Origin of the sequence: Micromonospora sp. NPDC053740, from assembly GCF_040677775.1 — a bacterium.
GTDB lineage: Bacteria > Actinomycetota > Actinomycetes > Mycobacteriales > Micromonosporaceae > Micromonospora > Micromonospora alfalfae.
On record NZ_JBFASO010000009.1, the window covers coordinates 144,133 to 168,072 of the forward strand.

Genomic DNA, 23,940 nt, shown 5'->3' on the forward strand with positions numbered 1-23,940 from the left:
CATTCTTGACGGCCGGCGACTTCGACGACCGTCATGTGTGGCGGGGCCCTGTCGGCCGTTTCCGAACTGCTCGAAGAACGTGGAGGGTGTTACCCGTTCTCACCGACCATGGACCGGTCCTGGTTCGTCTGGACGGACCACGACCTAATACTCCAACGTCACTTGGCCTGTCTGCGCTGGTAGTGGGATCGGCGGGCGCGGGCTTGGGCTGTTCGTCGCCAGATCGACCAGTGCAGTGTGTGCTCTGGCGGTAGCGATGTGGCGAGGACGAAGGCGTTGAGGAGTCGGCGGATCTCGGCGACGGTCAGCGCGATGATCTTCGGGTCGGTGTCGGGTTGTTGGGCAGCGAGGATGGTCAGGACGGCCAGGGCGAGCATGGCCAGGGTGATGAAGCGGTGCCAGCCGGTCCAACTGCGGACCTGGTAGTGGTCCAGGCCGACCTGACCTTTGCCGGTCTGGAACAGCTCCTCAATGCTCCACCGGGAACCGGCGACGGTCACGAGGGTGTGCAGCGGCACCGGTCGGGGTGACCAGCACAGGTAGAAGGCCAACTCGCCGGTGGTGCGGTTGCGGCGGATGAGCAGCCACCGGGCTCACCAGGTTGGGTGGCCGTGGTGATCCACGCCCACAGGTAGTCACGGGGACCCTTCGCGCCCGGCCCGCAGCTGCGGTGCTGCCATTCGCGGGTGGGTATCCGCTCGGCGAGGTCGTCAACGCGGATGAGGGTGCGGCCGTCGTTGACCGCCACGCGTCGGTCGCAGCCGACCGCGAGGGCGTAACCGATCCTCCAGTGTTCGAGGTCAGCGCGCAGGCCGGGGTCGGCGCCGTAGACCTCGTCGCCGGTCACCCACGCGAACGGGATTTCGGCGTGCAGGGCGGCGGCGATCATCTGCCGGGCCAGCGCCGGCTTCGTGGCGAACCCGACCTGGTCGGGAACGCCGGCGGCGGTGAGACGCTCGGGCCGGTCGCACCAGGTCGTCTCGGGTAGATAGAGCCGGCGGTCGATCATCGCTCGCCCCAGAGGCGAGACGTAGGCGAGGAACACCCCGACCTGGCTGTTCTCGACGCGGCCGGCGGTGCCGGTGTACTGCCGCTGCACCCCGACCGAGCACAGGCCCTTCTTCAGGAAGCCGGTCTCGTCGCAGGCCAGCACCGCGTTGGGGTGGCCGAGTTGATCGATCAGCCAGGTCCGAACGTCGTCGCGGACGGCGTCGGCGTCCCAGACCGCCGTACGTAGCAGCCGCTGCATCGCCTGCGGATCCGCGTGGCCTGCCCGTTCCGCGAGGGTCCAGCAGGTCTTGCGTTCCACACCCGACAGCAGTCCTTCCACGAACTGCCCGGCGGTCCGACGGGGCTCCGCCCGCACGAACCGGTCAGCGACACGCGTCACCGCCTCGTCCAGGACGACTCGCCACCCGGCGGGGTTTACGCTGTGACCCCGCACGATCTTCGGTTGTCTTCACAAACCATCGATGATCAACGCGGTGGCCGTCTTCATGCCCACGCCACGCCCAACGCCAAAGTCAGTAACGTTGGGGTAGCCTGTCTGCGCTGGTAGTGGGATCGGCGGGCTCGGGCTTGGGACGTTCGTCGGCAAGCCGGCCAGTGCAGGGTGTGCGCTGGCCGGAGCGACGCGGTGAGGACGAAGGCGTTGAGGAGTCGGCGAATTTCGGCGATGGTCAACGCGATGATCTCCGGGTCGGGATCGGGCTGGTGCGCGTATACGCGTAGTAGCGTGCGCGGTCATGACGTCAGCGTCGGTGCTCGTCCCTTGCGGATGCCCCTGTGACACGTCGTCGATGGCTCCTCGTCGCCGCGGCGCTGGCCGTCGCGTTGAGCGCTGGGTATCTCTCAGCCACTACCGGCCATCGCCTCGATCATGGAAGCTCCTGGTGGCATGGAGCTGATGCGGACTCCCGCACGGAGGGGCCGACGACGGAGGTGCGGTTCGCCTTCAGTCCCGGAGGCCAGGTCACGTTCGGCGCGTCCATCCGCAATCCCGGGCCGTGGCCGGTGACGATCACTGGCATCGCGGGCGAAGGCGGTCCGGCGGATCGGCACATTTTCAAGATTGCCCGCCTGGCGGTAAACCCTGCCGACGAGGCCACCGCCGTCGTCTTCGACCAGGCTGCGGCGGTACCGTTCAGCTCGATCAGGATCGCCGCAGGCAAGGAGCTGCCGGTCTTCGTCACGATCACGATCCCGGACGTGCAGATGGCCCCCGGATCAGGGCTCTTCTTCGATGACCTCTCGGTCGACTACGAAATACTCGGCCTGCGTCGTCACCAGCGGGTGCCAATGGGATTCCGTTTGTTGGTCCAGTCTGCAAGCGGCCATGTCCCACGCTGACCCCGACGGCCATAAGCGGCCGTGGTATCAGCATAAGATCGAAGCTACACGTTCGATGACTGCGTTCTGGTCCGATGTCGCCACAGGGCTACGGCGACCCATCCAGCGGCGAGGGACATCGGCATCGCTAAGTAACGTTGGAGTACTAATCGGCACGAAGGTCAGTGGGTCCAGGCGACTGGTCGACGCGGTCAGGAGCCACCCCGCTCTGGAGACGGTGGAGTGGCCCGCCCAGGTCAGCTCAACGTGAAGGACACGTCGTCGACGTCGAAGGTCGTGGCGCCGTTGCCGGCTGTCTCGCTGGCGAGGAAGCTGGCCGTCGCGGTGCGTTCGGTGGTGGCGGTTCCGCTCGACATGACGTACTGCCGCCACTGCGCCCCGCCGTCGAAGGCCAGCGAGAACCTCGTCTTCGGGGGTATCCCGGTGACCGCCAGTCCGACGTTCAGGTAGTCGCCGCGGCTGGTCTCAGTGGTGGTGGTCCGCACCCAGAAGCGGACCGTCAGGTCGCAGTTGGCCGGCACCGTGACGGTGCTGCGCAGCAGGTCGCCACGTGTCACGTCCAGTCCGGCGAAGGTGGCGTACGCGCGGCCGGTGTGTGCGGGCCGGGTCGCGTCGCCGAGCACGACGATGCGGGGGCCGGCCGTCCAGTCGGCGGTGCCGCGCTCGAACCCCGGGTTCGGGTGGATCTGCCCGGTGCAGGGCGGGTCGGCCGCTGGCTGGCCGTGGGATGCGCTGCCCGTGGCCAGGAGCAGCAGGGCCGCAACCGAGACGGTGGTGACGAATGCCTTCATCGGTTCCCCCAGTGTCAATACATTCGAGATGGTCGATGCCTATCGACCATGCGCGATGGACGTGGGCGCGTCAAGCTCTTCCCGCCGTCGGCTCCGGGTGGGCGGCGGCCGGCCGGAGCATGCTGGCGCTACCGCCTGCGGCGGGAGTCGGCCTCGCTGTCGAGCAGGTCGTTGAGAGTCAACGCAGAATTGATCAATGAGAGGTGGCTGAACGCCTGGGGATAGTTGCCGATCTGTTCCCCGGTCGCGGCGATCTCCTCGGCGTAGAGGCCGAGGTGGTTGCTGAAGGTGAACATCTTCTCGAACGTGAGTCGGGCGTCGTCGAGGCGGCCGGCACGGGCCAGTGCCTCGACGTACCAGAAGGTGCACATGTTGAAGGTGCCCTCGTGGCCCGGGAGGCCGTCGGGGGAGTGGACCGGGTCGTACCGGTGGACCAGGCTGTCGGAGACCAGTTCGCGCTCGATCGCCTGCAGGGTGGACTGCCACAGCGGGTCGCTCGGCGTGACAAAACCGACCGCCGGCATGGCGAGCAGCGCCGCGTCCAGCACGTTCTCGTCGTACGCCTGCACGAAGGTGCCGCGGGCCCGGTCGTATCCGCGCTCCATGACCTGGTTGTAGATGCGGTTGCGCTGCTCGGTCCAGCAGGTCATGTCCCCGGGGCGGCCGGTGCGGGTGGCCAGCCGGATGGCCCGGTCCAGCGCGACCCAGGACATCACCCGACCGAAGGTGTAGTTGCGGGGGTGGTGACGGCTCTCCCAGATGCCGGCGTCGGGTTGGTCCCAGTTGTGGCAGAGCCAGTCGACCAACCGGACGGTGCTCTTCCACACCTGGTGTGAGACGCGGATGCCCTGCTCGTCGGCGAGGTGCATGGCGTAGAGGGCCTCGCCGTGGATGTCGAGCTGGAGCTGGTCGGCGGCGCCGTTGCCGATCCGCACCGGCCGGGAGCCGCGGTAGCCCTCCAGATGGTCCAGCACCTCCTCGTGCAGGTCGGAGGAGCCGTCCACCCGGTACATGATCTTCAGCGGGTCCTGGTGGTCGCCGGCCTCGCGGATCCGCTCGTCCAGCCAGTTCATGTACTGGCTGACCTCCTCGGTGAAGCCGAGGCCGAGCAGCGCGTGCACCGAGAACGACGTGTCGCGTACCCAGGTGTAGCGGTAGTCCCAGTTGCGGGTTCCGCCGACCAGTTCGGGCAGCGCGGTGGTGGGTGCGGCGATCATCGCGCCGGTCGGCGCGTACGTCATGAGTTTGAGCGTGATGGCCGAGCGCTCGACCATCTCCCGCCAGCGGCCGGTGTAGCTGGAACGTTCGAGCCAGCGCCGCCAGTAGTCCCGGGTCCACTCGAACATGCCCTGGATTTCTTCCGGCGCGAAGATGCGCGGTTCGGCGCCGCCCGTCTCCAGGACCACCCCGCCGGTGTCGCCCTCGTTCAGCGTGCCGTACGCGACCAGGTCGCCGCCCTCAAGGTGGACGTCACCCTGTTCGGAGATCAACCGCCGCACCGGGTCGACCGGATTGAACGTCAGCGTCGCCGACCGGCTGCGGAAGACGTAACCGTTGTGGTGGCGCTCAAGCTGATGCTCTTCGCGGGCGTAGTCGAAGCGCGGCCGGCACTCCACCCGGAAGCGCATGCTGCCGCGGACCATGGTGACGGTGCGGACCAGCCGATGCGTGTCGGTGACCCGCTCGCCGGTGACCGGCATGAAGTCCATTACCTCGGCCACCCCGTCGGCGCTGATGAACCGGGTGATCAGGATGGGTGTGCCGGGGAGGTAGAGCTGCTTGGTCACGTACCGCACGTCGTGTGGCGCGATCTGGAAGTAGCCGCCCTTCTCCTTGTCGAGCAGGGCGGCGAAGATGCTCGGCGAGTCGAACCGCGGCGCGCAGAACCAGTCGACGGTCCCGTCGCACGTCACCAGCGCGGCGGTCTGCAGGTCGCCGATGAGCCCGTGATCCTCGATCGCCGGATAGGTGTCCACGTCTCTCCCCGGTTCGGCTGCGTCCTGCGCACCGAACCTAGGGGAGGAATTGTCGCCTTAGGCGAGATTCACGTTCCGCCACCCTGTCGCGTGCCCCCACGTGCGACGGCGACGGTCCGGGTCCCTGCGCCGCCTGGCCCCGGGCGTCAGGGCAGCGGGCGGCAGGAGGAACGGATGACCAGCTCGGTGGGGAGCCGGATGTGGGTGTCGCGTTCGACGCCGGCGATCAGGTCGACGAGGAGGCGCAACGCCTCGGCGCCCATCCGTTGCAGCGGCTGCATGATGGTCGTCAGCGGTGGGTTGACCAGCGCCGACTCCGGTACGTTGTCGAAGCCGATCACCGACAGGTCGTCGGGCACCGACAGGCCCATGTCGCGGGCCACTGTCATCGTGGAGATCGCGGAGAGGTCGTTACCCGCGAAGATCGCGCTCGGCCGGTCGGTGAGGGCGAGGAGTTCCGCGGCCGTGCCGGCGGCGCTCTCGATCCGGAACCCGCCGACGCGGACGAGCCGCTCGTCCACCGGCACGCCGGCGTCGGCCATCGCACTGCGGAAGCCGGCCTCGCGCAGCTGAGCAGACTTCAGGTCGGTGCGTCCACTGATGTGCCCGATCCGGGTGTGGCCGAGGGACAGCAGGTAGTTGGTCGCCAGCACGGCGCCGGCGAAGTTGTCCGAGTCGACGGTGGGCAGGTCGGACGGCCCGGTGTGTGGGTCGACGGCCACGACGTGGAAGCTGTGTTCGGTCTCGACCACGGTCGGCGTGACGATCACCGCGCCGTCGATGAGGGTGCCGGAGAGCCGGGCGAGCGAGCGCCGCTCCCACCCCACGGCGGCGCCCTCGCCGTCCCCGCTGGAGTAGGCCAGTAGCTGGTACCCACTCCCGGCGACCTCCTGCGACGCCCCCTTGAGCAGCTCGGTCGAGAACGGCTCGAACTCGGCGACCAGGATGCCGAGCACGTTGGTGCGGTGGCTGCGCAGGCTCTGCGCCCCCAGGCTCGCCTCGTAGCCGAGCTCGTGGATGACCTGCTGGACGCGCTCCACGGTCGCTTGGGCCACGCCGTAGCGGCCGTTGACGACCTTCGACACTGTCGCGACCGAGACGCCGGCAGTACGTGCCACATCCGACATCTTGACGCGCTGCTGAAACACCACGTCGATGATGATAGGGCCCCGCAGCGGGTGCGTCGCCACCGACTCGAAAACGTTATCGATACCGATTGACATCAAGTTACATGACTGTAAAACTTCGCCGCAGGCCGAGTACCGCGACTGACTAGTCGAGGAGACATCGATGGCAACGAAGCGGCGTGCGAGTGCCGTCCTGGCACTGTTAATGACAAGTGTTCTTGTTACCGCCGGCTGTAGCGGCGGCGAAGAGGCGGCCCCTCAGAGCGAGCTGTACAAGGATCCGGTGACCCTTAGCTGGTGGCACAACGCCTCACAGGACGGGCCCGGCAAGACCTACTGGGAGAAGGTCGCCAAGGACTTCTCCGCACTTCACCCCACCGTCAAGATCGAGATCGAGGCGATCGAGACGAACCAGCTCCAGCGCACGCGGCTCCCTGCCGCGCTGCTGAGCAGCGACCCGCCGGACATCTTCCAGGCCTGGGGTGGCGGCGAGATGACCGAGCAGGTGGAGGCCGACTACCTCAAGGACATCACCGACCAGGTCAAGACCGAGGTCGGCAACATCGGCAGCGCCGCGGAGATCTGGCAGGTCAAGGGCAAGCAGTACGGCCTGCCGTTCCGGATGGGCATCGAGGGCATCTGGTACAACAAGGACATGTTCGCTGCGGCGGGCATCTCGGCTCCGCCGACCACCTTCGAAGAGCTCAACACCGCGGTCACCAAGCTCAAGGCGACCAACGTCATTCCGATCGCCGTGGGCGCCGGTGACAAGTGGCCGGCCGCGCACTGGTGGTACAACATGGCGCTGCGCGCCTGCTCGGTCGACGCCCTCAAGAAGGCATCGGCGGAGAAGAACTTCGACGATCCGTGCTTCGTGAAGGCCGGCCAGGATCTGAAGGCGTTCATCGACACCAAGCCGTTCCAGCCCAACTTCATCGCCACGCCGGGCCAGAACGACCCGACCAGCGCCAACGGCATGCTCGCCAACGGCAAGGCCGCGATGGAGCTCATGGGTGACTGGAACCGCGGCACGCTGGACACCGTCACCACTGACAAGGCGAAGCTCGCGTCGTTCCTCGGCTGGTTCCCGGTGCCGGCGATCGCCGGTTCCCCGGGCGACCCGAAGGCGGCTCTCGGCGGTGGCGACGGGTTCTCCTGCGCCAAGAACGCCCCGGCCGAGTGCGTCGAGTTCCTCAAGTACATCGTGAGCCCCGAGGTGCAGAAGGGCTACGCCGAGACCGGCACCGGCCTGCCTGTCGCCAAGGGTGCGGCGGACGCCGTGAAGGACCCCGCGCTGAAGTCCATCCTGGATGCCACCTCCGGGGCGAGCTACGTGCAGCTCTGGCTGGACACGGCGTACGGCAGCACCGTCGGCAACGCGATGAACGACGCGATCGTCGCCATCTTCGCCGGCAACGGGACGCCTGAGAAGGTCGTCTCGGCAATGAAGGCGGCCGCAAGCAAGTGACCTCCGCCAACCAGATCCGTATGCCCGCCGGTGGCGCTTCCGCGCCGCCGGCGGGCCCCCACAAGGCCGGGCGCGATTCCGCCCGCCGAGCCGACAACCGCCGCAAGTGGTACGAGATCATCGGGCTCACCACGCCGGCCGTTCTGATCTACGTGATGTTCGTGCTGGTGCCGATGGGCTTCGCTGTCTACTACAGCCTGTTCCGGTGGCGCGGGGTCGGCCCTCCCACCGAGTTCGTCGGTCTGCGGAACTACACCCTCGCCTTCCAGGATCCGATCTTCCTCGACGCGTTGCGCAACAACGCGATCATCGTTTTCGGGTCGCTGCTGATCCAGGGCCCGATCGCCCTGGGCGTCGCCCTGCTGCTCAACCGTCGCTTCCGTGGGCGGGCCGTGTTCCGCCTGCTGGTGTTCGTGCCGTACGTGCTGGCCGAGGTCACCGTCGGCATCATGTGGAAGCTGCTGCTGACCGGCGAGGGCACCGTCGACGCGCTGCTGCGGTCCCTGGGAATGGGCGGCCTGGTGCAGGCCTGGCTGGCGGACCTGGATGTGGTCATCTGGACCCTGCTGGCCATCCTCACCTGGAAGTACGTCGGCTTCGCCATCATCCTGCTCCTCGCCGGACTGTCCAACGTGCCCGATGAACTGACCGAGGCGGCGGCCATCGACGGCGCGAGCTGGTGGCAGATCCAACGGCACGTCACGATCCCGCTGCTCGGCCCGACGATCCGGATCTGGATGTTCCTGTCCATGATCGGCTCGCTGCAGATCTTCGACATGATCTGGGTGACCTCGGTGCCCGCGGTGCGTTCCCTCGGCGCGTCGGCAACCATGGCGACATACATGGTGGACAACGGGTTCTTCGCCCGGCTGTGGGGCTACGGCAACGCCGTGGCGGTAATCCTGTTCGTCATCTCCTTCGTGGCGGCGCTGCTGTTCCAGCGGTTCCTGCTCCGCCGCGACATCGAGGGCGCCATCACCGGAAGGGCGAAGTGACGATGGCCGTGAACTCGGTTCTCCCCCCGTCCACCGGACGCCGTCAGGTCTCCTGGGGCACGCCGCTCACCTACGCGCTCGCCCTCGCGATCGCTGCGGTGTCGATCGCCCCGGTCATCTACGTGGTCATCGGCGGGTTCCGCACCACCCCGCAGATCGTCGCGGACCCGGCCGGCCTGCCCGACCCGTTCGTCTGGGACAACTACGCCAGGGTGCTGACCCAGAGCAATTTCTGGCAACAGGCGTTCAACAGCGCGGTCATCGCCCTGGGAACCACGCTGGCAGTGGTCGTGCTCGGACTGGCCGCCGCGTTCGTGCTCGCCCGCTACCGCTTCCGCGGGCGGGAAGGGCTCTACACCTTCTTCACCCTCGGTCTGCTGTTTCCGGCCGGAGCGGCGATCCTGCCGCTCTACCTCATGCTGCGTGACCTGAATCTGATCAACTCCTACTACGCGGTGATCCTGCCGCAGGTCGCCTTCTCACTGCCTCTGACGATCGTGATCCTGCGTCCCTTCCTCTCGGCCATCCCGAGAGAGTTGGAGGACGCCGCCGCCATCGACGGTGCGAGTCGGCTCGGCTTCCTCTGGCGCGTCGCGATGCCGCTGTCGCGGCCCGCGCTCGTCACCGTTGGCGTCCTGGCGTTCGTGGCGAGCTGGAACTCGTTCCTGCTGCCGCTGCTCGTCCTCAGCGACGTCAACCTGCACACCCTGCCGCTGGGCGTGCAGAACTTCTCCAGCCAGTACACCACCGACACGGCAGGCGTACTCGCCTTCACCTCGCTGGCGATGCTGCCGGCACTGCTCTTCTTCACGCTCGCGGAGAAGCAGATCGTCGGCGGCCTGCAGGGCGCGGTAAAGGGCTGAGCGGCAGCGGCACGAGCACAACCAGAGGAAGGCACAGCATGACTGAGGTCCACGCGGTGGTGGGCGAGCCGGTGCCGGCTCAGGCAGGTCCGGAGCACGGACGACCGGACGGGCATGACGGCGAGGCCCGCGTACGCGACCTCCTCGGCCGGATGACGATCGAGGAGAAGATCGCCCAGCTCGTCGGCTTCTGGGAGAAGGAGGACGGCGAGGCGGTCGCACCGTTGCAGGGGGAGTTCGGCGACGCCTTCAAGCTCGAAGAATTCTCCCGGCACGGGCTCGGTCACCTCACCCGTGCCTACGGGACCCGCCCGTTGGATGCGGCGCAACGCGCGTCCTGGTTGTGGAAGTTCCAGCGGGACCTGGTCACCGGCACCCGGCTCGGCATTCCGGCGATCGTCCACGAGGAGTGCCTCACCGGGCTGTCCGCGTGGAAGGCCGCCACGTTCCCCACCCCGCTGGCCTGGGGTGCCGCGTTCGACCCCGAACTGGTCACCGAGATGGCCGAGGCGATCGGCGCCTCGATGCGGGCCCTGGGCGTCCACCAGGGGCTCTCGCCGGTGCTCGACGTGATCCGCGACCCCCGCTGGGGCCGGGTGGACGAGTGCATCGCCGAAGACCCGTACCTGGTCGGCACCATCGGAACGTCGTACGTGCGCGGTCTGCAGTCGCAGGGGGTGCATGCCACCCTCAAGCACTTCGCCGGCTACTCCGCCTCGCGCGCCGGGCGCAACTTCGCCCCGGTCCACGTCGGCCCCCGGGAACTGGCCGACGTCCTGCTCCTCCCGTTCGAGATGGCGATCATCGACGGCGACGCCCGCAGTGTCATGCACTCGTACACCGAGATCGACGGGGTTCCGGTCGCCGCCGACCCGACGATGCTGACCGGCATCCTGCGTGACCAGTGGGGCTTCGACGGCACCGTGGTGGCCGACTACTACGGTGTCGCGTTCCTGAACCTGCTGCACCACGTGGCGAGCGATCACGCGGACGCGGCCGGGCAGGCGTTGACCGCCGGTCTCGACGTCGAACTGCCGACCGGCGACGCCTATCTGACCCTGGGGGAGTCGGTGCGGGCGGGCAAGCTCGACGAGGCGCTCATCGACCGCGCGGTGCTGCGGGTGCTGCGCCAGAAGCGGGACCTGGGTCTGCTCGACGCGACCTTCAGCGACGAGCCGCCCCAGTCGATCGACCTCGACTCGCCTGAGCACCGGTCGATCGCCCGCCGGCTCGCCGAGGAATCGATCGTGCTGGTCGCCAACCGGGACGCGCTGCCGCTGCCCGCCGGGCGACGGGTCGCAGTCATCGGCCCGAACGCCGACCGGCAGAGCGCGCTCTTCGGGTGCTACTCATTCCTCAACCACGTCCTGGTCCAGCACCCCGGTGTGGAGACCGGCATCGAGGTGCCGACCGTGCTCGACGCCGTGCGGGCCGAGCACGGCGACGATCTCGTCACCTGGGCACGCGGCTGCAACGTGAACGACGACGACCGGTCCGGCTTCGACGAGGCGGTGGCCACGGCCTCCGACGCGGACGTTGCCGTCCTGGTCGTCGGCGACCACGCCGGTCTCTTCGGACGCGGCACTGTCGGCGAGGGCTGCGACCGGGACGACCTGGAGCTGCCCGGTGTCCAGCGTGAACTGGTCGAGGCGGTGCTGGCGACCGGCACACCTGTCGTCCTCGTGCTGCTCACCGGCCGGCCGTACGCGATCGGCTGGGCGCTCTCGCGCTGCGCGGCGGTGGTGCAGGCGTTCTTCCCGGGCGAGGAGGGTGCCGGGGCGATAGCGGGGGTGCTCTCCGGGCGGGTCAACCCGTCGGGTCGGCTGCCGGTCAGCCTGCCTCGGTCGGCCGGCGCGCAGCCGTTCTCCTACCTGCACCCCACCCTCGGTGCGGGCAACGAGGTGACCAACCTGCCGGCGACGCCCGTGGCGCCGTTCGGCCACGGCCTGTCCTACACGACATTCGCGTACAGCGAGCTCACGGTGCCCAGCACGGCGCCGACCAGCGGGGCGGTAGGGGTGACGGTGCGGGTGACGAACACCGGCGCGGTCGCTGGCGACGACGTGGTCCAGCTCTACGGTCGTGACGTGGTCGCCTCGGTGACCCGGCCGGTGGCGCAGCTGCTCGGCTACCGGCGGGTCCACCTGGAACCGGGCCAGTCCGTCACTGTCGAGCTGACGGTGCCCACCACCCGGCTGGCCTTCTCCGACCGCACGTTCACCCGCGTCGTGGAGCCCGGAGACGTCGAGCTCTGGGTCGGCACCAGCGCGCGGCGGGACAGCCAGGCGCTGACCACGCTGGTCGGTGACACCGTCGCGGTCACCAACGCCTCTCCACGCTGGACCACCACCGACGTCCGTTGAGAACCGGTCCGTCGCCGTCCCAACGGACGTTCGGCGGGCCGGCTCCACTCGCGTCCCGGTTCCGGTGCCCATTCCGTCCCCGCCAGGAGTGCCAATACGGCCAGGCGGGTCGGATTCGAGCAGGGCCTGAGTCGTCAGGCGTTTATGACCCTGAATGCGACGGCAAAGACGTATGTCTATGTCAAGCGTATTTCAGAAACCTCTGAAATGGGGCTGTCGCACTGGTCAACGACCACCTACCGGGCTAGCCTCCCGTCGAGGCGGGCTGCCGGATCGGCGGTCGGCACCGCTGTTCCGCGGGTCAGCGGGTCGTCGTTCGGCGTGTCCCGCCGACCTCGTGCGGCGCTCGTCAGTTCCTGCCGCGCAGACCTGAGGAGTCGATGGTGAAGTTCACTCACACGGCATCACGGATCGCTGTCGCCGTGGTGGCGACAACACTGCTCGCCCTCTCCGGCGGCACGCCCGGCTCGGCGGCGCCCGGCACGACAACCACGCACACCCCGTCGACCTGGACCCTCGTCGACCTGCCGCAGCGGCTCTGCGCAACCCCTGACGACCCGCGCGCTCTGTACTACTTCGTCGTGCTCGACGGTACGTGGTCGGCACCGATCACCGCCGACTACACGGGCATGCCGGTCGGCGTCGAGGTGTACAGCCCGTTGACCGCCCTACCCGGTTCCGGGGACGGGCACGTCGTTCAGATCCTGGCCGCGTTCCGGCTGAGCGGCGTCGCGCCCGGGCGGTACGTCCCCCAGCTCCGGGTCACCGACGGCGCTGTCACGCAGAGCGCCCCGGTCGTCCTTGACGTTCGTTCGTCCTGCTAGCGGGCGGCGCGCGTCCGAGCCGACGACGCGAGCAGCACCGACGAGCTACTCGCGCACACCGTCCTGGTGGGGTCCGAGCTGGCTGATCTCGTACCCGTCGGGGTAGCTCTTGGCCGTGATCCCGTCGGCGAACAACGCGGTCGTCAGTGGTGCCCCGAACCACCGCTGCAACCGCGAGCGCGTCCGTAGGGCCAGGTGCAACCCCGCCCGGACCGGCCAGGCTGGCGTGTCGACCCGCGTCGCGCGCCGCAGCGGCGCGTCGTACAGGGCGCTGACCAGAGCGTTTCCCAGCGGGGCGAGCATCCGGGGGATCCGGGTGAGCATCAGCATGCGGGTGGCGCGTTCGATGGCCGCCGCGTCGTCGTTGGGCTGCAGGTGAGCCGCGTCGTGCGCGTCGAACCAGGTCTCGAACTCGTCGTACGACCCGGGGATGTCGGTGATGCCCATCCGTCGACCGAGCTCCCGGTAGAACAGGTATGTGGCGTGCCGTTCGTGGCAGCAGGGCGGGCGCCAGCCGTACTCCTGCAACCACCGGGTGGGGATCACCACCAGGCAGCCGAGGACGTAGCGGAAGTCGTCGTTGCTGATGTCGTACCGACTGTGGATCTGGTTGACGCGCCGCAACGCGTCACGGCCCCGAGGCTGGTCGAAGCCGTTGAGCACCATCTCGTACATCAGCAGGCCGGTGTCGTCGATCCGCTTCTGGGTACGTTCGGTCAGCTCGCCCGTGGCGGTGTGCACGGCGGCGATGGCGGGGATGGAGAACGACCGGTTGAAGGCGAGGTTGAGCCCGAGCTTCATGTCCCACGGAAACTCGTAGCGCAGCATGGTCTGGTAGATGACCAGGTAGTCACGCTCCGGGTCGAGAGCACGGGTGCGGGTCAGGTTGTCGTAGCGGCCTCTCATCGGCGGACCTCCGGGCCCTGGCCACCCGACCAGGTGACGGTGGTCAGCCGGGCGCCGAGCAACCGGCGCGCCCGGGCGACCTGACGCGCGTTCGCGTTGACCAGCACCGGCTGTTCGGCGGCGCCGAGGATGGGCAGATCCGACAGCGAGTCGCTGTAGGCCACCCGCCATGGTGGCGTCACCCCCTGGCCGGCGAGCTGCGCCATCTTGGTCGCACCGTGGTTGTGCACTAGCAGCCTCGGCCCGCGAATGTGCGAGGCCACCAGCTCGACCCCGGCGAGGCCGATCGCGTCGAGCACCGCGCGCGCCAGGGTGTGCTCGCACGCGGTCACCACGATGACCCGGTCGCCGGCGGCGAGGTGGGTACGGATCATCCGCAGACCGGGCGCGATCATCCGCCCTGGCTCCGCACCGAGGTCCGCGCCGAAGCGTTCCAGCTCTGCCCGCAACTCGTCCGCGTTCCGGCCCCACAAGCCGATCCGGCTCACCCACCGTGCCGCCCACGGGCGGAGGGCGGGAACAATGGCGACCGGCGCGAGGAGAACGAGCACGGCGACGGCGAGCGGCAGCCGGGCACCCGCGAAAGCAGTGCGCCGCAGGAACAGCCCGAATGCGTCCCCGCGCAGCAGTACGCCGTCGAAATCGAAGATCACGGTGTCTGCTGTCGACGCCCTCATCGGTCTATCGACCCCGGTGCCGCGGGCGGTTCGCCATCAGCCGAGTGTACGGGTGCCTGGGTGGGTCAGGTCGGCTCGGCCGCGGCCGGTAGCACCGCGATCAGATCGAGCACCTCGACGGCGCGGGCCGGGCCGAAGGCGTCGGTGAGGATGGCAGTGAACTCCTCGTCGCCGAGCCGGACCCGCAGTTCGCGCAGCGCGTTGAGGTCGAGCGCGGCGTTCGTCGACCCGATCTGCCGGTCGATGTTCAGTGCCTCGACGATCAGCGGGATGCCCTCCGCGGGGTGGCCCTGCTCGACGCGCAGCTGCCCGATCGCTACCTGATCCAGCGCCACCTCCTCCCAGTTGCCCTGCTCGCTGTCGATCCGCAGGCAGGCCCGGTAGCACTGCTCGGCCAGGGCCCGGTCGCCGCGCAGGCCGGCCACCCGGCCGAGGTGGAAGGTGCTGTTGGAGACGCCCGACAGGTTCCCGAGCCGCTTCTTGATCGCTATGGAGCGGCGGTAGAACCCATCCGCGCCGACGAGATCCTCCTGCTCCTCGCAGACACGGCCGAGCTGGTGCAGGACGATGGCCTGGTTGGGCTCGTGGCGCAGTACCCGGTAGACCTCCAGCGCCTGCTCGTAGCGGGACCGGGCCTCGGCCAGCCGGCGGGTCTCCAGCGCCACCATGCCGAGGTCCTCGTGGCACTTGGCGACCCCCGCCTGATAACCGGCGGCGGCACAGATCGGCAACGCCCGCAGCAGGCACATCCGGGCGGTGCCGAACTCACCCGCCTGGGCGGCGGCGATGGCGAGCAGGACGTACCCGCTGCCGAGCGGCGTCGGGTGGGAGCCGTCGAACCGGAACCGCAGGTACGCCTCGACCCACTCGACCCGCTGCGCCGCCTGCCGCGGGTCGAGGTGCCGGGCCAGTACCGCGAAGAAGGCTTGCGGGCCCAGCTCCAGTCGCTGCACGGCCAGCCATTCCAGGGCCGCCTGGAGCGGCGGCTCGTCGTCCCCGCCGATCGCGTTCACTGTGTGCGGCACCGCCTCGGCAGCCCGGCCGAGGACAGTTCGGACGCCGCCGAGCAGTTCGTCGCAGCGGCGCAGCAGCCGGTCCTCGCCGAGGGCCGCGACGATCGTCCGGGCGCTGGCGAAGCAGCTCTCGGCGAATTCGAGGTCGTCGAGGTCGCGGGAGAGGTGACCGAGCAGCAGCGAGCACTCCGCGATGTGACCGTTGCTGCCGACCTCCTCGAAGATCTTCAGGGCGGCACGGACCCGCTCCTCGGCGGTCTCGTACGCGAACTGGGCGAGCGCGATCCGCCCGAGCATCACCAGCCCGCTGCCCTGCCGGACCCGGGCGCCCAACCGTCCGTAGGTGGTGATCGCCACCTGGATGCACTGCTCCGCCTTCACGAAGTCCCGGGCCTCGAAGGCGAGTACGCCGATCTGGTGGTGGCTCGCCGCGATCCCGTCCAGGTCGTCGAGTTCCCGGGCGATCGCCAGTTCCTCCAGGTAACGCGACATGGCCAGTTCGCCGTCGCCGTTGCCGCGGGCGATCCCGGCGAGTTGGTGCAGGGTCCGGGAGACCGCCGAGCGGTCGTCGAGCCGGCTCAGGATCGTCAACGCCTCCTGGAACAGCCGGTCCGCTGTCGCCCGGTCGCCCCGGTTGTCGGCGACCAGGCCCAACTGGTGCAGGAGTTTGCCGACGCCGCTGTCGTCGCCGAGGTCCCGGTAGACGGTAAGCGCCGCCTCGTAGCGCTCCGTCGCCTGCGGGTACTCGCCCCGGCTGAGGTGCACGTCGCCGAGTCCCTTCAGGAAGCTCGCCCGGCGCGCCGAGCCCGGGGGCGCCATCGGCAGTAGCTCTCGCCAGATCTTCTCCTCCCAGGCCCAGTGCCCGGCCGTGTGCAACTCCTGGCAGGCCAGCTCGGAGTAGGTGACGACCTCGTCGGTGTCGCCCGCGGCCAGGTGGTGGTACCGCGCCTCGACGGCCCGGCGGATGAAGTCGTGCTGGTCGGTGCTGGAGCGGGCCCGCCAGCCCCAGTAACGGCCCGCCCGGCGGTGCGCGTCGACCACCGCGTCGCGGCCGGCGATCCGCAGCAGGCTCGCCGCCGTCCACCGGTGCACCAGGTGGCCCCCGGTCACCGGGGCGAGCAGCCCCAGCTGTGACAGCGTCTCGACCGACTCGTCCAGCCCCGCCGGTGCCGGCGGTGGGTTGTCGCCGTCCGCCGGGTCGGCGAGCTGCCAGGCGAGGCCGGTCCGGTCCGCCGGGGTGCGGTACACGGCCGCGCCGAGCAGCAACCGACGTGCCGCCGGGTCGGCCTCCAGGCGGGCGAGCAGCCGGGGCAGCAACACATCCTCGGCGGCCAGCGCGCCGGCCTCGACCAGCGGCGTGCCGACCCCGGCCGGCCCGTCGTCCCGGCCACCGCCGGCTGCGGCCAGTTGGCCGGCCACCTCGTCGGATCGATCGGTGCCGCCGCGCAGCAGGCCGTCGAGGTATTCCAGCGCGCGCGGGTGACCACCCAGCCGGTGCCACATCCGTTGCTGTTCCGCCGGCGTCAGCTGGCCCACGCCTGGCAGCCGCCAGAGCAGCTTGCGGGTCTCCTGCCAGGAGAGCGGACCGAGGTGACAGGTTTCCAGACCGGCGACCGGGAACGGGTGCCGGCTGGTCACCACCAGCTCGTGGCGGGACGCCCAGGCGGCGAGGAACGCGGCCAGATCCGCGTCGGCCAACAGGTGCTCGGCGTCCAGCGCGTCCTCGGCGTTGTCGAGGACGAGCAGAAGAGGCGGACCGTCGGTGCCGATCGCCCCCAACCGTCGCCGCCAGTCCTGGCCCGGCTCGGCGAGGGCGACGAGCCAGCGCCGCAGCGGGTCGTCCGGGGCCGCTGCGACGCACCGGCTCTGCACCTGGCGGCGCAGCTCGTCGAGGATCCCGTCGACGGTGCCGTCGCCGTGGGTCGCCACGACGATGCCACCCGCGTCGCGGAACCGCCGCGCGAGTTCCGCGGCGAGACTCGTCTTGCCGATCCCGCCGATGCCGTGGACGAGAACCCGCAGCTTCCCCCGGGACAGCCGGCGCAGGATCTCCCGGCGGCCCACGAAGTCCGTCGGTGCGCGCACCACACCGTCCCCGACGAGCGACTGGCCGGGCGGCGCGGCGACGGCAGCGTCGTCCCGTCCGCCGGCCAACCGCAGCCCGGGGTCGGCCAGGAACAGCGTCGGCATCCACCACTCGGCGGCGGTCGGGGCCAGCTCGCGGCGTACGGCGGAGACCTCCGTCAACAGCTCCGGTTCGCTGCGGGCGGCCAATCGCTCGTAGAGCCGAGCGCAGAACTCGATGGTGTACCAGTCGCTGACCGTCCCGTTCATCGCCAGCACCGCCGGCGCGCCGTGGGTCAGTAGCGCGCCGGCCAGCCCGGGCAGCTCCCGCTGATCCGGCCGCGCGGTGGAGCAGCCGGCCAGCACGATCAACGGGACGGTCCGGGCCGGCGGCAGCACCTCGGCCAGGAACCGCGCGGCGTCCACGCGGTCCTCCGCACCGGTGGGGGTCTCCAGCAGCAGCGCGCCGGGGCGCGCGTGACTGGAGATGTGCAGGACGTGAAACGGCTCCTCGGCGAGGGCGGCCCGGATCGCTGCGGCGCTGCCCCACTCCAGGACGCGCACCCGCACCCCGTGCCGATGCCCGGGTTCCACAGCGCCGAGGATCCGGCCGAGCTCCCGCTCGTGGTCCAGCAGGGGGTGGGTCGAGTCGTCAGGGCTCGCGATCGCCGCGAGCATCCGCAGTGGGCCGTCCACCCGGACCGTGGGTGCCGGTGTGTCGGGGCCGGTCCGGCACACGTCGACGTCGGGGTGCAGGGCCAGCGGCGTTTCCTCGCCGGGCAGCACCAGGGTTTCCCAGGGCAGGTCGGCCAGGCTCGCGTCGACGACCTCGATGCCGAGCCGGTGTCGGCCGGGGCGGTCGAGTTCAGCGCGCAGGATCGGGCCGGCGGCGTCGAGGAAGCGGCGGCCGAGCGCGACGCCGACCTCGTACGACAGCTCCACCGAGGGGCCGCCGCGCAGCCGCCAGAGCAGGTCGGCGGTGCGTTGATCGGCTGGGCCCACCGGGTGTCGGCGCCGGTCACCCCGAACGGCCAGGACCACGTCGGTCGCGCTGATGGTCAACCGGATCACGAAGGCCCCCTGCGGTCACCCGGCGGACGACCCGACGCCGAAGTGGATTGCCGGGCTGACCGATACTGTATCCATGGCTGACGATCCTGAGGAGCTCGCGCAGGTCAACGCCGTGCGAATCAACGACAGCGGCGAGCTGGAGTTCTTCGACGGCCAGCGCTGGGTGCCGTACACCGATCTGCCCGACGACGAGACCGGCCCGTTGGGTGTCGTCTTCCGCGACGACAGCCGATGACCGGGGAGCCGCCGACGAGCGGCGCGGGGTTGGACGCGCTGCCGTCCCCGTTGGACTCGGTAGCGGACAGTCGGGCGGCGGCACGGTGGATCATCTCCTCGGCCGGCGCGGTGGGCGCGCTGCTGCTCGGCGGCGGCCCGCTGATCGCCGCCGGCACTGTCACCGACTGGGCCCATGCGGCGTGGGCGGGCGGCGGCCTGCTGGTGACGCTGCTCGGCGTGGCCTGGGCGATCTGGCGGACCAGCGAGGTGCTCGTCCCGCCGATGACCACGCCGGCGACCCTCACCGGGCCGGAGCTGCGCGGCCTGCGCGAGCGGCTGGAGGCCGAGCCCTGGTACCACTTCGGCGGGTACGCCGGCGACGTCGACTCGCTGCTGCGTCATCGCCGGATCGCCGCGGAGATCACCTGTCGCCTGTCGACGGCCCCGCCGCAGGAGCGGGCCGCCCTGCGGGCAGGGCTCGCCACCGCGCGCCGCAACATCGCCCGGACCGACCCGTACCTGCGCTGGCTGCTCGCCACGGCGCACGCCTGGCAGGTCCGGGAGGCGTTGCGCCGGGCCCGCCGGCAGACCTTCCTGGCCGCCGCGCTGGTGGTGGTCGGGGCGGTGGTGTTCATCGCCGCGTCCGCCGGATAGCGCGCCGCCTCGTCGGGCTACGACGGAGGCGGCACGCCATCCAGCCGTCGGTCAGTACGGATATCCGGGGACGTTGAGCCGCACGCTGTAGAGCCCGGAGTCGCCCCACCGGCCCGACGTGACGAAGAGGGTCTGCCGGTCGGGGCCGCCGAACGCCACGTTCGTCGTGCCGGAGCTGCCGGACCGGATCGTGCCGAGCTGGGTGCCGGCGGGGGAGTAGACGTGGACCAGGGAGTCCCCGCCCGAGCTCCAGTACACGTTGCCGGCGCAGTCGATGGTGCCGCCGTCCGGGCCGCCGATGTAGTTCACGAAGACGCTGCGGGCGCCGATGCTGCCGTCGGGCTGGACCGCGTACTTGTAGATCTTGTTCTCGGAGTAGGCGCCGACGTACAGTGCGGTCCCGTCCGGCGAGAGCGAGATGCCGTTGGGTTGGCGCAGCCGATCGTCGACAAGCGACACCTGCCCGTTGGAGACGCGGAAGACGCTGGTGCGACCGCTCATCTGGTCGGGGCGGTTGCCGCGCTGGAAGTTGGGGTCGGTGAAGTAGACGACGCCGTCGGAACGGACCGCGACGTCGTTCGGCGAGTTGAACGCCCGGCCCTGGTAGTTCGCCGCCACGGTGCTGCGGGCCCGGTCGCTCAACCGGTACGCGGACACGCTCCGCTGGTCGTGGGTGGCCGCGACGAGTTGCTGGCCGTCGGCGCTGAGTGCCAGGCCGTTGCTGCCGGCGTCGGCGATGAACGTGTCGAAGCCCGACTGCGGGGTGAACCGGCGGATCGTCGACGGCTGCACGTTGTACGGCCCGCTGCCGGCGGCCATGTCGGAGAACAGCAGGTAGCCGCCGTCGGCGACCCAGACCGGTCCTTCGAGGAACGTGAAGCCGCCCTGGATCCGCGGGGCCGTCACGGTGCTGGCCGGCAGCGGTGGGCCGTAGCTGGCCCCCGTCGGGCAGGCCCCGGGCGGTGCGCCGGGCGGACCGGCGAACGCGGCGTGAGCGCTGACATGGGCAGCGTCGGCGGCAGCACCGGCGGGCAACGGGGTGGCGCTGACCGCCAGGCACAGGCCGGCCAGTGCGGCAATGGTTGGACGCCAGGTCATCGAGTACTCCAATCGGCGTCGAGGGTGGCGATGGCCGGCGTGCGAGGTCGGTGGCTGGCACGGCGTGAGGGCGGGCCGTCGATGTGGATATTCGGGAGCCTAGGTTATGAACCGGCAACCCGCAGCAATCTTTCGCCGTTGATTCCGAGCGGGACGAGGGTGGCAAATACAAAGACGCTGGTCAATGGCAAAACCGTCTCCGGAAATCCTTCCGGTACGACCACAGTGGACGAATCAGTGGTGACCTGAGGCGTCTGCCGGAGGCAGGGAATAGGGTTGGGTCATGAGTGGCCTGCTCGGTGGTGCCCGAACCGCGGTCAATCCCCTCCGCCAGCTCACGATCGACCAGCTCCGGCAGCGGACGAGCCTCAAGTGGCGGGAGTACCCCGACGACGTGCTGCCGCTCTGGGTGGCCGAGATGGACGTGCCCCTGGCCGAGCCGGTCGCACGGGCGATCACCGATGCCGTCGCGCGCGGAGACACCGGCTACACCGCAGGAACGGCGTACCCGCAGGCGGTGGCCGAGTTCGCCGCGCAGCGGTGGGGTCGGGACGGGCTGGCCGTGGAGCGCACCGCGCTGGTGCCCGACGTCATGCACGGCGTCGTCGAGGCGGTGCGACTGGTCACCGAGCCGGGGGACGCGGTGGTCGTCAACTGCCCGGTCTATCCGCCGTTCTACGAGTCGGTGGCGCACGCCGAGCGCCGGATCGTGGAGGCACCGCTCGGCGAGGACCTGCGGATCGACCTCGGCACGCTGGAGGATGCGTTCCGGCGGGCTCGCGCCGGTGGACGGCCGGCCGCGTATCTGCTCTGCAGCCCGCACAACCCGACCGGCGTCGTGCACAACGCGGCCGAGTTGACCGCCGTCGCCGGACTGGCCCAGCGGCACGGGGTGCGGGTGGTCGCCGACGAGATCCACGCTCCGGTGGTGGCTGGGGGCGCGCGGTTCGTGCCGTACCTCTCGGTGCCCGGCGCGGAGAACGGCCTGTCGCTGATGTCCGCATCCAAGGGGTGGAATCTGGCCGGCCTACGCGGCGGGCTTCTGGTCGCCGGCCCGGCCGCGGCCGGGGACCTCGCCCGTGTCCCGTTCGGGGTCAGCGTCAGCACCAGCCACCTCGGCGTGATCGCCCACACCGCCGCCTTCCGCGACGGCGGCGAGTGGCTCGACGCCCTGCTGGCCGGCCTGGACGACAACCGTCGGCTCCTGACCGCGCTGCTCGCCGAGCACCTGCCGGCCGTCCGCTACCAGCCCGGCCAGGCCACCTATCTGGCCTGGCTGGACTGCCGCGCCCTGGGCCTCGACGACGACCCGGCCACCGTGTTCCTCGACCGTGGCCGGGTGGCGCTGAACTCCGGACTGGCGTTCGGCACCGGCGGTGTGGGGCATGTCCGATTGAACCTGGCCACCGCGCCGGAGCTCATCATCGAGGCGGTACGCCGGATGACCAGCGCCGTTGGCTGAGACCGGGCGGCCGGCAGCAGCTGTGTTTCGACTCCTTCCCCGGCTGTTGCGCCGGGACGCCCTACTGGCGCTGGCGGCACCGACCTGCCTCGCGGCACGCCTGACCCGCTGATCCGTCCGCCGCCGGGTCCGGGCGGGACCCCGACCGATCGGTAGGGCTTCCGACAGTTCTTCGACGGGGACGCAACCTGATGATCGTCCGGTCCCGTCGAGCTTGCGGAGGAGGGAGCCTCGATGGTGGATGCCGAGGGTGAGTTCGTGGAGTACGTCTCCGCGCGACTGCCGAGCCTGCACAGGACCGCGTTCCTGATGTGCGGTGACGCCCATCTGGCCGACGACGTGGTGCAGCAGACGGTCACGGCGCTCTACGTGAACTGGCGCCGGGTCAGCCGGGCCGACAACGTCGACGCGTACGTACATCGGATGCTGGTGCACAAGCTCGTCGATGAGAAGCGGTTGAGCTGGGCGAAGGTTCGCCTGCTGGGGTCGGTGCCGGAGCCGGAGCGCTCGCCGGTGACACCGCACGACGACCTGGCCGAGCGGGGCAGCCTGCTCGCCGCGCTCGCCCGCCTCCCGCGCGGCCAGCGCACGGTGCTGGTCCTGCGGTTCCTGTGCGACCTGTCGCTGGCCGACACGGCCGCCGCGATGGGCTGCTCCGAAGGCAACGTGAAGTCGCAGACGGCTCGGGCGTTGGCGGCCGTCCGCCAGGTGCTCGACGTCACCGAGATGTCAGTGAGGAGTCCGAGATGACCACGGTGGACGAGCAGCGGATCGCCGAGCTGCTGCGGTCGGCGCCGGCGCCGGAGCCGCGGGTCGACCTGAGCCGGGCGGTGCGCGACGGTCGGCGGCGCCGTCAGCGTCGCCGGGTCGGCGGGATCGCCGCGCTGACGGTGCTGGCCGGGGTCGGTGTCGTGGGTGCCGTCCAGGTCGGCGGGACCACCAGCCCGCCGGTTCCCACCACGCCGGCGCTCGCTGTGTCGCCGGCGGGAACCGGGTCGGCCACCTCCCGCCCGCCGGTCACCTGCCAGGCGTCGTGGTTGCCGCAGCCGGTCGGCGGTCCGGTCGCGGTGGCCAACAGAGTCGACAGCACCGGACGGCACATCGTCGGCGACATCGGCACCGGGCAGGAGGACGGCCGGGTCGTGCTGTGGACCGACGACCGGCCGGTGGTCCTGCCGGCCACCGCGCGACACGCGGCCGCTGTCAACACCCGCGGCGATGTGGTCGGCACCAACGGCGACGGCATCGGCTGGCTGTACCGGGACGGGAAGCTGCGTTTCCTGGCCACACCGCCCGGCTACGACGCGGTGCTCGTGCACGCCGTCAACGGTCAGGGCGACATCGTCGGCACCGCCCGCAGGTCCGACGACTCGCACCAGGCTGTGTCGTGGTCGACCGACACCCCCCAGAAGTACCGGCTGGTCGGCCAGCGAGGGTCGTCAGCGACCGGGATCACCGAGGACGGCACGATCGTCGGCACCGTGGGCGATCTGCCCTACCGGTGGACGCCGCAGGGCGTCGGGTCGGCGCTGGCACTGCCCGACGGCTATTCGCGTGCGTCGGTCGAATCGGCGCGGGGCGAATGGGCGATCGGCATGGTTCCGGGCGGCCGACGGAGCGGCGCCGTGCAGATGCTGCCGGTGCTGTGGAATCTCGCCAGCGGAGTGGTGAGCCTGGTGCCCTTCCCGGGGGCGAGCGGCATCGCCGGCAGTGGTGACGTGCTGGTCGCCGACGGTGCGCCGCTGGTAGTGGCCCCGGACGGCACCTCCCGCCGGTTGCCGGGCCGACCGGAGGTCCGGGCGACCGAGGCGGGCACGTACACGGCGGAGGGGATCAGCGACGACGGTCTGACTGTGGTCGGGGCCGTCTACGAGAACCAGGCGTACCGGCCGCTGGTGTGGCGGTGCACGCGGTGAGGGGTTGAGCGGCCCAGCCCGAACTCCGTCGTGGGGGCGTGCCGTCCGGACCGTTTCAACCGACCGGGTCCGTGGGTACGCTCCCACCGGCTGATCACCCGATCGAC

The 23,940-nt window shown here is 70.3% G+C and carries 18 protein-coding genes and 1 pseudogene; 11 read left to right on the forward strand and 8 right to left on the reverse strand.

The genetic code is table 11. The features are described 5' to 3' along the window. Positions 1-158: 158 nt before the first annotated feature. Positions 159-1,390 (reverse strand): annotated as a pseudogene (locus AB0K35_RS23435) (IS701 family transposase). A gap of 551 nt (positions 1,391-1,941) precedes the next feature. On the opposite strand from AB0K35_RS23435, the gene AB0K35_RS23440 reads away from it, so the two are divergent. Continuing rightward, positions 1,942-2,349 carry a hypothetical protein gene (locus AB0K35_RS23440; protein WP_363887526.1) on the forward strand — a complete coding sequence of 136 codons (408 nt, stop codon included), beginning with the start codon at positions 1,942-1,944 and terminating at the stop codon, positions 2,347-2,349. A 236-nt stretch (positions 2,350-2,585) separates the two neighbouring features. On the opposite strand, the gene AB0K35_RS23445 is transcribed toward AB0K35_RS23440, so the two are convergent. From AB0K35_RS23445 to AB0K35_RS23455, 3 genes are all read right to left on the reverse strand, one after another. Continuing rightward, positions 2,586-3,140: a hypothetical protein gene (locus tag AB0K35_RS23445; protein WP_363887528.1), complete on the reverse strand. Its 555-nt coding sequence runs from the start codon at positions 3,138-3,140 to the stop codon at positions 2,586-2,588. A 128-nt stretch (positions 3,141-3,268) separates the two neighbouring features. Further along, positions 3,269-5,116 carry a glycoside hydrolase family 15 protein gene (locus AB0K35_RS23450; RefSeq protein WP_238668557.1) on the reverse strand — a complete coding sequence of 616 codons (1,848 nt, stop codon included), beginning with the start codon at positions 5,114-5,116 and terminating at the stop codon, positions 3,269-3,271. Between the two features lie 146 nt (positions 5,117-5,262). After that, positions 5,263-6,267, reverse strand: coding sequence for a LacI family DNA-binding transcriptional regulator (locus AB0K35_RS23455; protein WP_238668556.1), 1,005 nt, complete (start codon positions 6,265-6,267; stop codon positions 5,263-5,265). A gap of 259 nt (positions 6,268-6,526) precedes the next feature. Between AB0K35_RS23455 and AB0K35_RS23460 the strand changes: the two genes are divergently transcribed. The 5 genes from AB0K35_RS23460 (at position 6,527) to AB0K35_RS23480 (ending at position 12,756) form a co-directional block, all read left to right on the forward strand. Further along, complete coding sequence (locus AB0K35_RS23460) at positions 6,527-7,711, forward strand: extracellular solute-binding protein (RefSeq protein WP_357362322.1); 1,185 nt, start codon at positions 6,527-6,529, stop codon at positions 7,709-7,711. Then, positions 7,708-8,706: a sugar ABC transporter permease gene (locus tag AB0K35_RS23465; RefSeq protein ID WP_363887532.1), complete on the forward strand. Its 999-nt coding sequence runs from the start codon at positions 7,708-7,710 to the stop codon at positions 8,704-8,706. Before AB0K35_RS23460 ends, AB0K35_RS23465 begins: the two co-directional genes overlap by 4 nt. Positions 8,707-8,708: 2 nt before the next feature. Continuing rightward, a complete protein-coding gene (locus tag AB0K35_RS23470; RefSeq protein ID WP_181518555.1) occupies positions 8,709-9,569 on the forward strand; it encodes a carbohydrate ABC transporter permease in 861 nt (286 codons plus the stop codon). Positions 9,570-9,607: 38 nt separating this feature from the next. Further along, positions 9,608-11,932 carry a glycoside hydrolase family 3 N-terminal domain-containing protein gene (locus tag AB0K35_RS23475; protein WP_363887534.1) on the forward strand — a complete coding sequence of 775 codons (2,325 nt, stop codon included), beginning with the start codon at positions 9,608-9,610 and terminating at the stop codon, positions 11,930-11,932. Between the two features lie 383 nt (positions 11,933-12,315). After that, positions 12,316-12,756, forward strand: coding sequence for a DUF5980 family protein (locus AB0K35_RS23480; RefSeq protein ID WP_363887537.1), 441 nt, complete (start codon positions 12,316-12,318; stop codon positions 12,754-12,756). Between the two features lie 45 nt (positions 12,757-12,801). Here AB0K35_RS23480 and AB0K35_RS23485 read toward each other — a convergent pair whose 3' ends face one another. From AB0K35_RS23485 to AB0K35_RS23495, 3 genes are all read right to left on the reverse strand, one after another. Then, a complete protein-coding gene (locus AB0K35_RS23485; protein WP_363887539.1) occupies positions 12,802-13,662 on the reverse strand; it encodes an oxygenase MpaB family protein in 861 nt (286 codons plus the stop codon). After that, on the reverse strand, positions 13,659-14,315 hold the full coding sequence (locus AB0K35_RS23490) for a haloacid dehalogenase-like hydrolase (protein WP_363887541.1): 657 nt from the start codon (positions 14,313-14,315) through the stop codon (positions 13,659-13,661). Before AB0K35_RS23490 ends, AB0K35_RS23485 begins: the two co-directional genes overlap by 4 nt. Positions 14,316-14,404: 89 nt before the next feature. Next, on the reverse strand, positions 14,405-18,487 hold the full coding sequence (locus tag AB0K35_RS23495) for a tetratricopeptide repeat protein (RefSeq protein ID WP_363887544.1): 4,083 nt from the start codon (positions 18,485-18,487) through the stop codon (positions 14,405-14,407). 73 nt (positions 18,488-18,560) lie between these two features. On the opposite strand from AB0K35_RS23495, the gene AB0K35_RS23500 reads away from it, so the two are divergent. After that, a complete protein-coding gene (locus AB0K35_RS23500) occupies positions 18,561-18,722 on the forward strand; it encodes an NAD(P)-dependent oxidoreductase (protein WP_238668547.1) in 162 nt (53 codons plus the stop codon). Beyond that, positions 18,719-19,357 carry a hypothetical protein gene (locus AB0K35_RS23505; protein WP_363887545.1) on the forward strand — a complete coding sequence of 213 codons (639 nt, stop codon included), beginning with the start codon at positions 18,719-18,721 and terminating at the stop codon, positions 19,355-19,357. The genes AB0K35_RS23500 and AB0K35_RS23505 overlap by 4 nt, the downstream gene beginning before the upstream one ends. A 51-nt stretch (positions 19,358-19,408) precedes the next feature. Here AB0K35_RS23505 and AB0K35_RS23510 read toward each other — a convergent pair whose 3' ends face one another. Then, the gene (locus AB0K35_RS23510; RefSeq protein ID WP_363887547.1) at positions 19,409-20,455 is read right to left on the reverse strand and encodes an SMP-30/gluconolactonase/LRE family protein; all 1,047 of its coding nucleotides are present in this window, start codon (positions 20,453-20,455) and stop codon (positions 19,409-19,411) included. A gap of 283 nt (positions 20,456-20,738) precedes the next feature. On the opposite strand from AB0K35_RS23510, the gene AB0K35_RS23515 reads away from it, so the two are divergent. From AB0K35_RS23515 to AB0K35_RS23525, 3 genes are all read left to right on the forward strand, one after another. Then, positions 20,739-21,917 carry a MalY/PatB family protein gene (locus tag AB0K35_RS23515; RefSeq protein WP_363887549.1) on the forward strand — a complete coding sequence of 393 codons (1,179 nt, stop codon included), beginning with the start codon at positions 20,739-20,741 and terminating at the stop codon, positions 21,915-21,917. Positions 21,918-22,151: 234 nt separating this feature from the next. Beyond that, positions 22,152-22,667 carry a SigE family RNA polymerase sigma factor gene (locus AB0K35_RS23520; protein ID WP_238668543.1) on the forward strand — a complete coding sequence of 172 codons (516 nt, stop codon included), beginning with the start codon at positions 22,152-22,154 and terminating at the stop codon, positions 22,665-22,667. After that, on the forward strand, positions 22,664-23,833 hold the full coding sequence (locus tag AB0K35_RS23525) for a hypothetical protein (protein WP_363887552.1): 1,170 nt from the start codon (positions 22,664-22,666) through the stop codon (positions 23,831-23,833). Before AB0K35_RS23520 ends, AB0K35_RS23525 begins: the two co-directional genes overlap by 4 nt. Positions 23,834-23,940: the final 107 nt, after the last annotated feature.